Origin of the sequence: Peptoniphilus ovalis (assembly GCF_018919265.1) — a bacterium.
Taxonomy (GTDB): domain Bacteria; phylum Bacillota; class Clostridia; order Tissierellales; family Peptoniphilaceae; genus Peptoniphilus_A; species Peptoniphilus_A ovalis.
The window spans coordinates 60,175-77,348 of the sequence record NZ_JAHLQO010000006.1; the positions used below are offsets into that span (position 1 = coordinate 60,175).

At 29.2% G+C, this 17,174-nt stretch carries 7 protein-coding genes; all 7 read left to right on the forward strand.

Features of this window, described 5'->3' with window-relative positions; genetic code table 11:
* Window positions 1-15: 15 nt before the first annotated feature.
* Complete coding sequence (locus KQI68_RS09125) at window positions 16-2,334, forward strand: leucine-rich repeat protein (protein ID WP_425516617.1); 2,319 nt, start codon at window positions 16-18, stop codon at window positions 2,332-2,334.
* Between the two features lie 15 nt (window positions 2,335-2,349).
* Entirely contained in the window at window positions 2,350-3,228 is an 879-nt protein-coding gene (locus KQI68_RS09130; protein ID WP_216549822.1) for a CD1107 family mobile element protein, read from the forward strand.
* Between the two features lie 206 nt (window positions 3,229-3,434).
* Window positions 3,435-3,575, forward strand: coding sequence for a hypothetical protein (locus tag KQI68_RS09135; RefSeq protein WP_004838438.1), 141 nt, complete (start codon window positions 3,435-3,437; stop codon window positions 3,573-3,575).
* A 69-nt stretch (window positions 3,576-3,644) separates the two neighbouring features.
* A complete protein-coding gene (locus KQI68_RS09140) occupies window positions 3,645-5,351 on the forward strand; it encodes a DNA topoisomerase 3 (RefSeq protein WP_216549823.1) in 1,707 nt (568 codons plus the stop codon).
* A 341-nt stretch (window positions 5,352-5,692) separates the two neighbouring features.
* Window positions 5,693-6,019 (forward strand): type III toxin-antitoxin system ToxN/AbiQ family toxin, encoded by a 327-nt coding sequence (locus KQI68_RS10510; protein WP_425516613.1) that lies wholly within the window; start codon window positions 5,693-5,695, stop codon window positions 6,017-6,019.
* Between the two features lie 1,178 nt (window positions 6,020-7,197).
* A complete protein-coding gene (locus tag KQI68_RS10560) occupies window positions 7,198-7,506 on the forward strand; it encodes a TnpV protein (RefSeq protein WP_353963049.1) in 309 nt (102 codons plus the stop codon).
* Between the two features lie 383 nt (window positions 7,507-7,889).
* Window positions 7,890-17,144 (forward strand): SNF2-related protein, encoded by a 9,255-nt coding sequence (locus KQI68_RS09150; protein ID WP_425516618.1) that lies wholly within the window; start codon window positions 7,890-7,892, stop codon window positions 17,142-17,144.
* Window positions 17,145-17,174: the final 30 nt, after the last annotated feature.

Consider the following 17,174-nt stretch of genomic DNA (forward strand, 5'->3'; position numbering starts at 1 on the left):
ATTTTAGCTGTGATAATGCTACTTGTAAGTCTAGTGAATATAGTTGCTGTAAGTCCTGTATATGCAAAAACAGATGATAAGGTGGAGTGGACGGAAGATGATTTTATGTATTCCTCTGAGGGAAATATAATTGCCTTTAGTGATAAAGGCTTAGAAAAGAAAGAGAAGACAAATATTCTAGTATTTCCTGAAGGAACGAAATCTATAAGTGGAAATTATTCTTTAAGTCATTCAAACGATGAACTTAGATATAAAAGAGAATTTGGACGTGGTAAACATTGGGATAAAGTAATTATTCCTGATTCTGTTAAGCATTTAGGTTATGCTGCCTTTTACGAAGCAAGTATAAATGAAGTAAAACTATCAAATAGTCTAACTTATCTTGGTGGTTTAGCATTTTTCAACTGTGGACTTAGGGAAGTGACTTTACCTGATACTCTGGTAAATATTGAACATAATGCTTTTGAAAGAAATAATCTTCAAGAAATAATTATACCTAAGTCTGTGAAGACAATTGAACAATATGCTTTTTCAAGAAATAAATTACACACTATAAAAGTTTTAGGCAATCCAAATATTAACAGTAAGGGAGTATTCCATAATCAAGAAGTTGAGTATAGACCAAAACAAAATCCATTTTACGAAAATCATTTTGGTTTCAAGGGAAATCAAGGATTTAAATCTATTCCTAATGGATTAAGGTTTGAAAATGGAGAGTTTGTCTTTGATAAGAACGTAGATAGTGTAGAACTTGAATTTGATTATAACAATGATATGTATCAAGGAAAGATGACTATTTACAATCCAAATAAATATTCGATTGATACTCAAACAGATCTAACAGAGCAAGATATTGATGAAAAGGACAATAAGATTGATGATTTAACTAAAAACATTAAGGACTTAGAAAATCAGATCAAAGACTTAAATGATAAGAAACAAGAAGATCAATCAAAGATAGATGAGTTAAAGGAAAAGTTAGAATCTTGCAAAGATAATGGAGAGAAACTAAAACAAGAAAAAGCTAGGCTAGAAGAAGAAATCAGAGATAAAGACAATAAGATTGATCAATTGAATAAAGAAATTGAGGATCTTAAAAACTCCAATAATGATGAACTAATAGCAGAAATTACTCAGCTTAAAGATGAATTAAAAAGATTACAATATGAAAATGCAAAACTAAAAGAAGATTATTCATCTACAAAATGGGAGTTAGAAGCTGAGAAAGAAAAGACCGATAAAAACGAAAATAAAATTAAAGAAATGCAAGAAAAGCTCGAGTCTTTAGAAGAGAAACTTGCAAAGAAGACTAAAGAAATTGAAGATAAAGATAATAGAATTAAGGACTTAGAAAAAGCTCTTGATGAAAAAGATGCTAAGATAAAAGAACTTGAGTCTAAAAAGAAAGAAATAGAAAATTCTAAGTCAGAATGCTGCAAGAAAATTGAAGAGCTTCAAAAGGCTATTGATAGTTTAAAAGAATCTTCTGAAAATACAAAAAAAGAATTAGAAGATAAGATTAAAGAACTAGAAGAAAAACAAAAAGCTTCTGAAGAAGAAATTAAAAAGCTAAAAGAAGAATTAGATAAGAAAATCGAAGAAGCAAAGAAGTTAATCGAGGAAGCAAATAAAAAATCGAAAGAAGAACTTGAAAAACAAGCTAAAGATGAAAAAGATAAAAATCTAAATCAAGACTTATCTAAGAAATTAGATGAACTTTTAAAACTCCAAAGAGAAAACAAAGAGAAGAAAGAAGATAAGAAATCTCAAGATAAGAAGTGGGACGAACTTTTGAAAGCTGATGACAAGAATATCCTAAATCAATTTGATCTTAACAAGATGAAAAAGCAAGAGGAACAACAAGGTAAAAAACAAGTTAAAAATGAAAAAGAATTTGCAGTTTTCCAAGTAGACAAAAACTTTTATAACATTATAAAAGATGGAAAGAAAACTACTGTGTATATGGATGTAAAAGCATATATTAAGGATAATCGCATTATGCTACCTGTTAGATATGCAGCTTATACTCTTGGGTTTAATGTAGAATATGATGATAGTAAGAGAGAGGCTATCTTTTCAAATAAAGAAAATACAGCCTTACCTAAAAAAACTCTAAGATTAAATATAGATACTGGTGTTATGAAAGATAGTCAAGGAAACATTTATCATTCTGACACTAAACCTGTAATTATAAATGGAAGAATTCACGCATCTATTTCCAATATAGCTAAAGCTTTTAATGCAAGCTGTGGGGATATAAGAGATGAAAAAGATCAAAGTATAGAATGGGATAATAGCAGAAAGGCAGTTTATGTCTTCAAGAATATAAAGTAAGAAAAGGAGAGAATTATGAAGAAAAAAAGATTAGGGGTAGCCTTAGTGCTACTCCTTTTACTATTCAGTATGCCAAGCATATCCATAGCTAAGAGCAATGAAAATGAAATAAAAAATCAGTCAAATGATATTTATTTGCCAGAAAAAAGTAAAGAATTAGAAAGCTTATTTGATGAAGATATATATGAACCATCTAATGAGAGTCAAAAAATTCCTTATCAGGAAGTGCCGAAAATACAAGAAAATAACATAAAAAATGAGCAAGTAGATAAAAAAGAAAAGCCATCTAAACTTGTTAAAGGTGGCAATACTAAAGCAATTAATCCATTAGCTACAAAAGAAAATAAGGCAAGAGGAACAGTTATAGAAAATGTAGATAAAAATGGACAGGATATTACACCGAAAGTAGAAGATCAAACATCAAGAGATGAAAAAAAGGAAAATCCAATAGATGTTAGACAATTTTTAACCTTTCAAACAAAGAGTGGAAAAACTATGCACCTCATTGTAGATCATTCGGAAAATCAAGAAAATGTACAATTACTAACAGAAGTTGGAGAACAAGATCTACTAAATATGATTGAAGGAGAAAGTGAAGTAAAGCCAAAAGAAGAAGTAGTGAAAAAAGAAGAACTGGTGGAGGAAAAACCGAAGAAAGAGGAGAAAGAAGAAAAGAAATCAGGGGTAGGACTTTATTTATTTATGGGTTTAATTATTGTTGGTGTAATGGGTGCGGGATATTACTTCAAAATCTATAAAAAAAATGAAGAGGAAAGTTTTGAAGAGGAGCAAGATTATAATGAATTAGAAGATGATTATGAATCTGAAGGGGAGGATTATGATCTTGAAGATAAGGAAGATACAGAAATTATTCCAGATGAAGATGAATTTTAATCTTCTCAATGATTTAAGCAGTAGATTAAGGACAACAATAAACTCAATTATCGTGTAAATTTATAAAAAAAGTACAATTAGAATTCTGGAACTTTAATAAAAAACGATGAACAAAACGACAGCACAAACTTAATATATAAGTAAAGCTAAGTTGAAATGATTGATTGTATAATTAAGAATTTGATATAGATAAAATCATAAGTTTAATGAGAATGCTAAAAACGGATCAAGCTTTTTTATACAGATGGAATTCTTATTCGAAGAAAAATCTTTATGTTAGAGACATAAAGTTTGAAGATGTAATAGATAATGGAATAAATATTATAGAAAAAATAAAAAATCAGTAGAGCTATAAAAAGATGAGGGATTGAAAATTTAATCTCTCATTTTTTTATTAAAAAATTAAAGGAGGAAAAATGAAATTAGTAATCGCAGAAAAACCAAGTGTTGCAGCATCAATAGCAAAAGTTATAGGAGCAAAAAATAGAAATAATGGATATTATGAGGGAAACGGATATATTGTTTCATGGTGTGTTGGACATTTAGTACAAATGGCAAATCCTGATGTGTATGATGAAAGATATAAGAAGTGGAGAATTGAAGATTTACCTATTATCCCAAAAGAATACAAGTATGAGGTAACGAAGACAACTAAAAAACAGTTTAATATTCTTAAAAGGCTAATGAATAGTAATGAAGTTGACACCATTATTAATGCTTGTGATGCTGGTAGAGAAGGAGAAGCTATCTTTAGACTTGTATATATGATGGCAAATTGTAAGAAGAAAATGAAACGTCTTTGGATTTCCTCAATGGAAGACTCTTCCATAAAAGAAGGATTTAGCAACTTAAAAGATGGAAGTAATTATGATAATCTTTTTGATTCAGCTAAGGCTCGTGCCATAGCTGATTGGCTTGTTGGAATGAACATAAGTAGACTTTACTCCTGTCTATATAATGAAAATTATAGTGTAGGCAGAGTACAAACACCAACTTTATCAATGATTGTGAATAGAGATGATGAGATAAATAGTTTTAAAAAAGAAAAATATTATACAGTGGAGATTTCTATGAATGGATTTACACTGTCGACAGATAGAATTGATGACAAGATAGTGGCAGAGCAGCTTAAAAATTTAATCGGAGAAAAAATTGAAATAACCGATGTAATTAAAAAAGAAAAGATTACAAAGCCTAATCTGCCCTTTGATCTAACAACACTTCAAAGAGAATGTAATAAGTATTTTGGATACAGTGCAAAACAAACCCTAGATTATGCCCAAAGCCTGTATGAAAAGAAGTATATTACCTATCCACGAACAGATTCAAGATATTTGACAGTAGACATGATAGAAAGCACTGTAAATAATATTATAGGGAAAAATGATTTTGACACAGAAAGAATTAAGGTAGTTTTTAATTCTGAAAAAGTTACAGATCATCATGCAATAATTCCAACGATAAGTTCATTAAATAAGGATATTTCAAATCTCCCGGAAAGTGAAGCCAAAGTATATAGACTTATAACAAATAAACTCTATGCAAGTTTTGGATATCCTCTTGTAGAAAATACAACAAAGATAGTGGCTGAATTTGACGGGTTTGAATTTATAAACACTTATAAAATAATTGCTGAAGAAGGATTTACAAAATATTTAGAAGAATATAAATCAAAGAAGAAAGAAGATATACAACTTCCTGATGTAAAAATAGGAGATTTTTTATATATTGAAAATAAAGATATAAAAGAGAAGTATACAAATCCACCTAAACACTTCACTGAAGACACACTCTTAAAAGCAATGGAAATAGCTGGGAATGATGAATTAGTTAAGAATGTTGAAGTTGAGAGAAAAGGACTTGGTACTCCTGCTACAAGAGCGGGAATAATAGAAAATTTGATATACAAAGGTTATATAAAAAGAGAAAAGAAAAACCTAATATCAACTAGAAAGGGATTAAACCTAGTGACTATAGTTATAGATGAGTTTAAATCTCCAAAGACAACAGCAAAATGGGAAATGAGATTAAGTGATATAGCAAAGGGTAAGGAATATAAAGAGAATTTTTTAAAAGAAATTGAAGAAGAAATAGAAAATACTATAGGTAAATATTATAAGTAAATTGATTATAAAAACTTGAATATAATTATAGGAATGAAGAAAGGAATGATTTATGAAAGAAATAGGATATAATATAAGTGATAAAAGAGTAGGCATTAGGAAATTTGCTTATTTGACATTACTATAAATATACGTTATACTCTTATCAGATAAAGATGGTGTCCCGCTACCGTTAAAGGTGGAGCATTAAAGAAGGTGTATCACTACCTACATCCCAAAGGTAAAATATTAAAGCAAACAGAGAGGTTAAAACCTTTCTATTTTTTTATTCCAATTTCTTCTGCAAAGGAAAACGCAAAAAATGAAAGAATGTTTCTGATGAGCATTTTTTAATTTATGAAGTGATCGATGATAGTATTACTATAGATGGAGATATTTACAGATATTATTCTGATAAAGAAAAAATGCACATATTATCTATATTGGATATTAAGAAAATGATTCCTGTACCGGCTGATTGTTATGAAAGAATTGAATTTAATGAGCTTGAGGATATCAGATATAAAGACTTATTTCAAAAAGAATACGCTTTTTGTTTAAAGGTAAAAACAAAGGTCTTGATAAAGGTAGAAAAAATATACCAAAAGCAAAAGAAAACAGGAATTATAAGAAGAGCAAATTGTAATTTTTCAGAGCTAGAAAAAGCAATGTTGGACTGGAAGCAATAGGATAAAGGCAGTTAAAGCGATTAGAAAAGAAAAAAATTCTAATCGTTTTTTTAATGCAATAAAAAGATAGCGTAAATGACATTTTAAAGTTATCTTTTGCTTACAGAAATTAAAAAAATAGAAAGAAATAAAGTTTAATAAATAAAGGTATAAAATATAGTACATTTTTATCACTATAAAGAGGAGGGATAAAATGCCAAGATATGATATAGTAGATTTAAGCAGATCAATCTATCTTGCAAAAGAAGAATTTAAGAAAGATATAAAAAAATATGAGGAATATTTAAAGGTATCAGGCAATAATTATAAGTATCCATATATACATCAAATATCTATATACAATATGGATCCAAAAGCAACAGCCTGTGCAGAATTTGATTATTGGAAAAGTATAGGTAGAAGCGTTAAAAGAGGCGAAAAAGGAATACCACTTTTAGATATAGATAGTGGAAGGATAAAATATATCTTCGACATAAGGCAAACAGTAAGTATTAATCATAATATTTCTGAGGTAAAGTTATGGAAATATGATAGCAAAAAGCATTTAAACTTACTAGATGAACTGATAGATAAGTTTAAAGAAAAAGATAGTAAGCTTCTATTAAGCCAAGAAGATAAAATTGATGCCTTAGTAGAAAGTAATGTTAGAGGAAAATTCAATAAAATTTTAGAAAGTCTATCTGATGAAAGTTTAAAAAGCATTCAAAAGGTAGACCTTTTTAATTTGTTAAAAGAATCCGTAAAAATTTCCATAAGCGAGAGAATGGAGGTCTCATATCAGCTAAAAGAAGAAAACTTATCTTTACTGTCTAAAATATCAAGTTCGGACATAGACAAAGTATTAAATATAAGTGCTAATATAAGTAAAAATATCTTACTTGATTTGGGAAGTGAAATAAAAAGATTAGAAATTTTAGAGAAAATTCAAGAAAGAAAAGATTTGGAGCAGACAAAAGAGCTTAAGGAGCGTTATAATAAATTAAGTTCTGATATAAACGGTGAAATAAATTTTAAAGGAGGCTTGGAAGATGAAAGAGAAATTAACATTGGCAGGCAAGGAATACCTCATGGAGGAGGGGATTTACACACCAATCGTCAAGGAGAATTCCTTCGAGAGACAGGGAGGGACATACAAGATGGAAGAATTGGAGGAAGGCATGGAAGTCCTAATACCCAATATGGCAATTCCCAAGGAAATAGATTTAAAGAAACTCAACAGATGGGGAAGGATGAGATTGAACTTTCTCAAGGAGAACAAAGAAGAGGATTATCAGATAATGTATTTGCAAGGGATATTGATGGATCATCTTTTATCAAAGGAAAAAGAGATAGAGGACTTTATCACGAGGGAAGAAGTCAAAATGATGGAAACTTGGGGGCTGACAGAAGAACTGAAAGAAGAGGACTATCTGAAATATCTGAGATTGAAGAAGAACATGGATATGACCCTGCAAGAAATAGGGGAAAGGGAGATAATCTTAATCTAAAAAATGAGGAAGTAGAGTCTACTTCCTTTTTTTCTGCTAAAAATCAGGGAGAGCAAATATCCTTCTCAAATCCAATAAGTCAAAGAGAAATAGATACATTTTTAATTCATGGAGGAAACCATGAAGATGGAAGATTGGCAGTAATAGCAGAATTTTCTAAGGGTAAATCTTTAGAAGAACAGGCAAACTTTTTGAAAGAAATATATAGGGGAGCCAATGGTCTTGAAATTGAAGGAAGAAAGATATCTGCATGGTTTGGAAAGGAAGGAGCAATTTTTAAAGATGGAGATGAGGCAAGATATAGAAAAGGGCAAATAGTTTCTTGGAAACATTTAGCTAATAATATTAATGATTTATTAAATAGAGGAGAATTTGCTAGCAACGTGGAGGTTATAGAAAGTGCCACATATGAAAGAGAAAAAATAGCAGAAAAATTATTGTATTTAAAGAGAGATCTTTCTGATGAAACTAAGGACAGATATTTAGCAATTCTTAATGATATAAAAGGAAGAGGCTTCCCAGATGAAAAAGAAAATCTCGGGAAAAAACTTGAAGATAAAAATTTTATAAATAAACTCAGAAAAGAATACGAGGTATTTTTAGAAGAATATAAGATTAATCCTGATATTTTAAGATTTCATCATTATAAATTATCTAGAATCTATAATGATATCAATGATTTAGAAATAGAAAGAAAATTATATAGGTCAAATTTAAAGGATATTGCACCTATTCAGAGTTTTATAACACAAGATGAAATAGATGAAAGCCTAAAAAGAGGAAGCGGGTTTTCTGATGGAAAGAAAAGAATATATGAATTTTTTACTGAAAAGCATGATTTAAAAGAACAAGCAGATTTCTTGAAAAATGAATATGGCGTAGGTGGAAGTTCTCATGCACTATCTGCTGCAAGAGAAAGTGGTGAGTGGCACGATGCGAAGGGAATAAAATATAATAAAGGTAATGCAAAAGAAATACTACTATCTTGGTCTAATGTTGCAAGAAGAATTAATGACCTTATTAAAAAGAATATATATATAGATGAAGAAAGTTTTGAAGAAAATAGGGAGAAAAAAACAGATCAGGAAATAAATAAAACAGAAAAAGAAAGCCAGGAGTATATAAATTATCAAGATGATTTGCCTCCAACTGATAATGATGTATATATAGAAAGAACAAATAATAGTTCTATATATTATTATCAAGGACAGTCTGTAGCAAGTATAGGTGATGATGGAAAACTTATCATTTATGATGAATTTATACCAAACTTTTTAAAAGAAGAACTATATTCCATAGCCTTTGAAAAACAATTAGATATACCCTTAGACCAGTTAGACGATGGAATTATTCTTGAGGGAATATATGACACTTTTTATATTAAAGAAAAGGAAGAAATAGAAGGAAGAGAATATTACCTTTTAGAAAGTCAAAGTCGATATGATGATATTCCAAATATTGTAGTTAATTCTAACAAAGAAGTTATAGATGATGATATAGTAAATGGTTTTGAAGAATTTAAGGAATTTTATCCTAATAAAAATAAAGAGAATATAGGTTTTGATTTAGATAGCCATAGAAAAGATGATTATTGGATAATTGAGTTTAATGAGGGTTCAAGTCTAATAGAAAAAGATTATGCAGGACAAAGGCTGACTAAAGAACTATTAGATGAAATAAGGGAAATAGATGAAAAGATAAGACTTCATAATAAGACCTTAGGAGAAGATGAATATGGGCAGATGACTGATAAGTGGGAGGGGTATTCCAAATTCTATTTTAACCATATAGTAGATGGGAAAATAGTTGATCACTATAAGATAGACATAGGTGATGGAAATGAGATCAACCAAAGAGACTTTGAATTTCTTTATGAACAAATAGGAAAAAGTCAGATAGAACTTAATCAAACTATAGAAGGAAATAAGATAGATGAAAAAATAATTTCAATAAATCAAATTGAAGATAGAATTTTTGATGTATTAGTTAAGGATAAAGTTTTAGAAAATGAAATTATAAAGGCAAGAGAAAACTTAGGAAATAATACCTTAGCAAGTTTTAACTCTGTATTCCAAAGAGAATATGCAAAAATCATGAGAGAAGTTGCCGATGAGCAGGGAAATCTTCCAGATGATATGAAGTCAATAGATAAGGTTAAAGAATTAGGCATTAGAATAGAACATAGATATAGAGAATATTTAAATAATTCACTTGAAAACAATATAGAAGATGATAAGGAGATACTCTCTATAAAAGTGGGAGATATAGTTAAAACAGAGGATAATAAATATTTAAAAATAAAAAATATTTCCAGTGGATATGATAATAACCATAATCAAATAACATATTATTCATATGATGCCTATTTTGATAAGGACTTAAAACTATTCTCACATTCCTTTAAAGAAAGCGATTTAAAAGCTTTAGAAGTATTAAGAAATGAAGTAGAAGAAAAATTAACAAAAGAGATTGTAGAAGATAAAATAGCAGTAAAAGTAGGAATTTATTACGCTTTAGTAAATAAAGAGAAAACAAAGGATATAGAACTAGAAGAGACAGGAATTAGAGTTTATCCAAGAAAGGAAAACTCACAAGGAAAGGTCTATACTTTATATAAAGGGAAATCTTTTGAAGATAGCAAAAAAATAGACAGTTTGTTTGATGAAATTACTGCCAAAATGAAAGAATCAAACCTTACAAATTTAAATGATGTATTAGAATTGGAAAGGGAAGGTTTATTTGAAATTACTGATGATAAAGTTACAAAATTTGAGGAAGGCTATGATATAGATGTTCAAAGCTTTAATCAGCAATTTCCAGATTATTATAATGATATATATGTTTTTAATAAAAATCTTGAAATCAGTGGAGCATATCAAAATTTAGCACATATAAATGAAGAAAATAAAATTACTTTTAATATAAATTTATCGCAAGAAGAAAAATCAAAAATTGAAGAAATAAGAGATAAAAAAGAAGTTCTTTCCAAGTTAATAGATAAGGATATTAAAGAAAAAAGAGAATACTATTTTGATCCTCAAAATGAAGAATACTTACTACTATCAAAGAAAATAGAAGAAGGACTATTAAAAATCCCAGATAGTATTAAGGAGACAATCGATGGAAAAGGAGGCTTTGATGTAGAGCTAATCTTAGATATAAAAGAAAAAACTCTAAGACAAAATTTACGATACAATGGATATATTTTAAATTCTAATCAAGCTATAAAATATAAAAGTTATAAGGACATATTAAATAACTTACCTTATTTACTCGATGACAAACATAGAGAAGTGCTTTTAAATGGATATTTAAATCAGCAGATAGAAAATGATAGAACAAGGCAAGAAGAAAATCCATTTAAAGAAGGTATGAGTGTTAGATACAAAGGAAAAGAATACACTATAACCGCCATTAACGATGCTACAAGTCCTAAAACTATAGAACTAGAAGATAGCACAGGACTAATGAATGGTTTTATTACCGGAAGCGAAACAATTCTTTTTTATGACTACAAAGATCTTGATTTAGAAGTTATAAAAAAAGAGGAATTAATTCCGTTAGAAATAGAAGATTATAGTCTTTTAGGATTACCAGTTCAATTTAGAAATAAGGAATATTTAATTAAAGAAAATGAATTTAATGAAGCTGGAATGGGTAGATTAGCTTTAAGTACAATAGATAAGAATGTTATTACTGAAGTAATATATAGTAGAGAAAGACCTGTTTCTAATATCTTTGTAAGAAAGGAAGATTTAGAAGAATATAAATCTAGTGAAAAAGATAAATTAAGCAAAAAACAATCTATCGATAAAGAGGAATTAGTAGAACAAATTAGCTTTGAAGATATTGATAATAATAACGAAGAAAAAGTTAAAAAAGAAAATTCAAGGCTCTTATATAAAAGCCTTGATGTAATAAATAATAAATCTTCTCTTGTTGCTGATCAGTTTATAGTAAGTGTTGATAATGAAAAGGAAGAATTTTTAGTATATAGTTCATCTAATCCAAAAAATCATAGGGAATTTACTCTACCTTTTTCTTACCTCAAAGGAATTGACAAAATTGACGGAGATGGTAATGCATTAAAATTAACCACTCATAGAAAAGAAACTATTGATAAGAAGTTAGAAGAATATAAGGAATGGAAAGAAAATAATGATTTAATAAGGACTGATAGAGAAAATATAGAAGGGGTTTCTGAAGTTTCTTTAGAAAACTATAAAATTATTAATGAAGAAGAAAACCTACCACCTTCACAGAGATTAAAAAACAACATTGAAGCTATAAATGTCTTAAAAGCTTTAGAAAAAGAAAATAGAAGTGCAAGAAAAGATGAACAGGAAATTTTAGCAAAGTATATAGGCTGGGGAGGACTTTCTGATGTATTTGATGAAGAAAAGGAAGGTCAATGGCTTGATGCAAGAAACTTTTTAAAAGAAAATCTAACTGGGGAAGAATATAATAGGGCAAGAGAATCAACCTTAACGGCTTTTTATACGCCGAAAGTAGTTATAGACTCTATCTATGAAAGTCTTTCTAATCTTGGCTTTGAAAAAGGAAATATATTAGAACCAAGTGCTGGGACAGGTAGATTTATAGGAAATCTACCTGAAGAAATGAAAGAGTCAAACTTTTATGGAGTTGAATTAGATAGGATTAGTGGACAAATTGCTAAAGAACTTTACCCTAATGCCAATATACAAATAAAAGGATTTGAAGAAACCAATTTTTCTAATAACCTATTTGATGTGGCCATAGGAAATATTCCTTTTGGAGAATTTAAAGTAGCAGATCGTGAGTATGAAAGAAATAACTTTCTAATTCACGATTATTTTTTTGCTAAAACTTTAGATAAGGTTAGAGATGGCGGCATCATTGCATTTATAACATCTTCAGGAACAATGGATAAAAAAAGTGAAGATGTTAGAAGATATATATCAGAAAGGGCGGAGTTCTTAGGAGCAATACGACTACCTAATAGAACATTTAAAGGAGTAGCAGGTACAGAAGTAACTTCAGATATAATCTTTTTAAAAAAGAGAGATAGGCTATTAAAGATAGATGAAGACTGGATAAAGCTAGACAAAGATGCAAAAGGACTAATATATAATAAATACTTTGTAGATAATCCTCAGATGGTAATAGGGACTATGGAAGAAATACCGTCAAGATTTGGGACAAGCCTTGCATGTATTGAAAATAAAGATATTTCTTTAGAAGAAGGACTAAAAAAAGCCATTAAAAATATTCAAGGTAGGTATGAAGAAGCTCAAATAAATGATGATTTAGGAGAAGAAACAATACCAGCTGATGATAGAGTTAAAAACTATTCTTTTGCTTTAGTGGATGATGAAATATATTTTAGAGAAAATTCAATTATGCAAAAAATATCCTTAAATGAAAAGGATAAAGATAAGGTAAAAGAATATTTAAGATTAAATGAAAGTCTAAGGAAAGTTATAACCTATCAAAGAGAAGACTATTCAGATGAAGAGATAAAAAAAGAACAAGAAAATCTAAATAAATTCTACGATGATTTCAATAGCAAACATGGAAGACTAAATTCAAAAACCAATAAAAAGTTATTTAGAGAAGATGCCAATTTTTCTTTAATTTCGACTTTGGAAAAATTAGATAAAGAAGGCAATTTTATAGGAAAATCTGATATCTTTAACAAGAGAACTATAAAAAAAGCTGTCATAATAGACCATACAGATAGGGCAATAGATGCTCTGGTACTCTCTATTAGTCAAAAAGGGAAAATAAATTTAGATTATATGGAAGAATTGACAGGAAAAACAAGAGATAAATTAATAGAAGAATTAAAGGGAGAAATATTTTTAAATTTAGATTCCTTTGAACCTAATGATATAAATCCATTTAAGTCTGCTAAAGAGTTAGGAGATTTTTCAAGACCTTATGTAAGTGCTGATGAATATTTGTCAGGAAATATAAGAGATAAAATTGAAGTTGTAGACTCTTATATTAAAAACATCGAAAAAGAGTTAGGAAAGGAAGTAAATCTAGAGGATAGTAAACTCTTAAAAAAAGAATTAGAAGAGTTACATTTTCAAAAAGCAAAGCTAGTGGAAGTTATGCCTAAAGCACTAGATGCAAGTGAGATTACAGTTAGAATGGGTGCAACATGGATACCGGAACAAGATTACAAAAAATTTATGTTTGATTTGTTGAAAACACCAGTTTCATCAAGGTGGAATATAGATATTAAGTATTCTGACTTTACAGGAGAATATAGAGTTGAAGGAAAAAGCTCTGATAGGGACAATGACCTTGCTTCTTTTACCTATGGTACAAATAGGGTAAATGCCTACAAATTGATAGAAGATACTTTAAATTTAAGAGATACTAAGGTATTTGACCAAGTAGAAGACAGTGATGGAAAGAAAAAATCTGTGCTTAATCAAAAAGAAACAATGCTTGCAAGAAGTAAGCAAGAGATTATAAAAGAAGAATTTAAAAGCTGGATATTTGATGATGTGGAAAGAAGAAATAGATTAGTAGAAGATTATAACGAAAGATTCAATTCCATAAGACAAAGGGAATATGATGGATCTAATCTTACTTTTGAAGGAATGAATCCTGAAATAGAATTAAGAGCACATCAAAAAGATGCCATAGCAAGAGGTTTGTTTGGTGGAAATACTTTACTTGCCCATGAAGTAGGAGCAGGAAAAACCTTTGAAATGATAGGTATAGCCATGGAGTCAAAAAGACTTGGAATGAGTAATAAGTCAATGTTTGTTGTTCCTAACCACATTGTAGAGCAATTTGGAAGAGAATTTAATGAACTTTATCCAGGAGCTAATGTATTATGTGCTACAGAAAAAGACTTCACACCAGATAGACGAAAAAGATTTTGTAGTCGTATTGCTACAGGAAGTTTTGATGCTGTTATTATAGGGCACAGTCAATTTGAAAAAATTCCTATATCAAAAGAAAGACAAGAATATGAATTGCAAGGTCAAATTGATGAAATAATTGACTATATAGATGAATATAAAAGAGAAAGGGATCAAAGATTTACTGTAAAGCAATTAGAAAAAACAAAGAAAAAATTAGAGACAAAGTTAGAAAAATTAAATGCTGATTATAAGAAAGATGACGTTGTAACCTTTGAGGAACTGGGAGTAGATAAGTTATTTGTAGATGAAGCCCACGCATACAAAAACCTCTATCTATTTTCTAAAATGAGGAATGTAGCAGGAATTACTTCTACAGATTCACAAAAATCATCAGATATGCTTATGAAATGCCGCTATATGGATGAAATTACTAATAATAAAGGATTAGTATTTGCCACAGGTACACCAGTAAGCAACAGTATGGCTGAACTTTATACCATGCAGAGATATTTACAGTATGATGAATTAAAAAAGATGAAATTGCAACATTTCGATTCTTGGGCGTCTACTTTTGGAGAAACAATAACGGCAATAGAATTAAATCCTGAGGGTAATGGTTATAGGAGCAAAACCAGATTTGCAAAATTTTATAATCTTCCTGAACTTATGAATACTGTAAAAGGATTTATGGATATTAAAACAGCTGATGTTTTAAATCTTCCTACACCAATTGCCCATTATGAAACTATAAAAACAAAGCCTACCGAAGAACAAAAAGAAATTCTTGAAACTTTTTCCGAGAGAGCAGATAAGGTTCGTGATAAGCAGGTAGATTCAAGTGTTGATAATATGCTATTAATAACAAATGATGGAAAGAAGATGGCATTAGATCAAAGATTAATCAATCCTTTACTTCCTGATGATCCTAATAGTAAGGTGAATACCTGTATAAAAAATGTATTTAGCATTTGGGATAAATATAAAGATAAAAAATCTGCTCAATTAATATTTTGTGATATGTCTACACCAAGTAGTGATTTTAATATCTATGATGATATTAAAACAAAACTTATAGATATGGGAGTACCTGAAAATGAAATAGAATTTATTCATAAGGCAAAAAACAATATGGAAAAAGACGCTATCTTTGATAAGGTAAGAAAGGGAGAAATAAGAGTCTTACTTGGTTCAACACAGAAAATGGGAGCAGGTACTAATGCCCAAGACAAACTAATTGCAATTCACGATCTTGATATACCATGGAGACCTGCTGATCTTTCTCAAAGGGCAGGCAGGATTGTGAGGCAGGGAAATGAGAATAAGGAAGTCCATATATTTAGATATGTAACAGAAAATACTTTTGATGCCTACCTATTCCAAACCTTAGAGAATAAACAAAAATATATTTCCCAAATTATGACGTCAAAGACTCCTGTAAGAGTTGCAGAAGATGTAGACGAAGCCACATTAAACTATGCCGAAATCAAAGCTCTTGCAACAGGAAATCCATTAATAAAGGAGAAGATGGACCTTGATGTTGAAGTTTCTAAACTTAAAATGCTAGAGTCCAATTTTAAATCAAATCTTTACAAGCTGGAAGATAAAGTAGTTAAATTTTATCCAAAGGAAATAGAAAGATTAAAAGAAAGGATAGAGAACTTAAAGGAAGATATTAAAAATGTTGAGCCTTATGGAGAAGTAGATAAAAATTTAAAAGAAGATAATAAATTTACCTCTCTAATTATTGACGGAAAGAAGTATATAGATAAGAAAATAGCTGGAGAGTTTTTGTTGAACAAAATTAAGGGAGTTAAAATATATAGGGAAATGGATAAAGATGGAGAAAAAATAGGTGAATATAGAAATTTTGATTTATCCATAAAATATGATTCTTTTTTCAATAAATATAACTTTATATTAAAAGGTAAGGGAGAATATAGAGGAGAGTTTGGAACAGATGAAATAGGTAATATAACAAGAATGGATAATGTATTAGATAAATTACCAGAAAGATTAGAAAATACAATTTCAAAACTAAAAGATACAGAAGAGCAATTTCAAACAGCCAAAATTGAAATACAAAAGACATTTCCACAAGCTGAACTTTTAAAGGATAAGACATTAAGACTTGCAGAAGTTAATAATTTACTAGATATGGGAAAAACTGAAGATATACGCCAAGATAATCCATTACTAGAGGAAGTAAAGGAAGAATTGATAGACTTCCTTAACAGAGAATATGATGAAGAAAACAGGTTAGAGGACTTTGATACTATATTTCCTGACTTAACAGATATAGGAATAGCTTATACAACTACACCAGATGAAAAACATGAGATACAAATCAGTTTAGATTTGATAAATTACAAGATGAACACCTATGTAGATAAGAACCTAATTGACAGCTTTCAATACACCTATGATCCATTAGATGCAAGTGATTTAAAAGAGCTAGTACAGATAAAGACATCTATTGGATTTTGGGATTTTAGTGAGCTTGTATCAGTAAATGAAGAAAAACTGAGAGAAGTAATGGGACTTGAGATAGATGATGATGGCAACTTCTATGATCCATTATCTAAAGATATGGATTTAGACGGAATAATAGATAGAAATGATGCTGATTTTAGAGATAGTAAAGTGCAGGAAATAGGAGATTTTGAAATGAAAGAAAAAACATCTATTATGGATAAATTAAAGGGATATAGGGAGAATTTAGCAGTAAATAATAATATAAAAGAAATAAATAATAGTGAACCATGTGGCAGATAAAACTTTAAATGATATTATTAGAGGAAAAAG

Bases quoted from the DNA above. Each gene is read 5' to 3' on its own strand.
- KQI68_RS09125 (WP_425516617.1), top strand. From the start codon at position 16: ATGCTACTTGTAAGTCTAGTGAATATAGTTGCTGTAAGTCCTGTATAT.
- KQI68_RS09140 (WP_216549823.1), top strand. From the start codon at position 3,645: ATGAAATTAGTAATCGCAGAAAAACCAAGTGTTGCAGCATCAATAGCA.
- KQI68_RS10560 (WP_353963049.1), top strand. From the start codon at position 7,198: ATGGCAATTCCCAAGGAAATAGATTTAAAGAAACTCAACAGATGGGGA.
- KQI68_RS09135 (WP_004838438.1), top strand. From the start codon at position 3,435: ATGAGAATGCTAAAAACGGATCAAGCTTTTTTATACAGATGGAATTCT.
- KQI68_RS09130 (WP_216549822.1), top strand. From the start codon at position 2,350: ATGAAGAAAAAAAGATTAGGGGTAGCCTTAGTGCTACTCCTTTTACTA.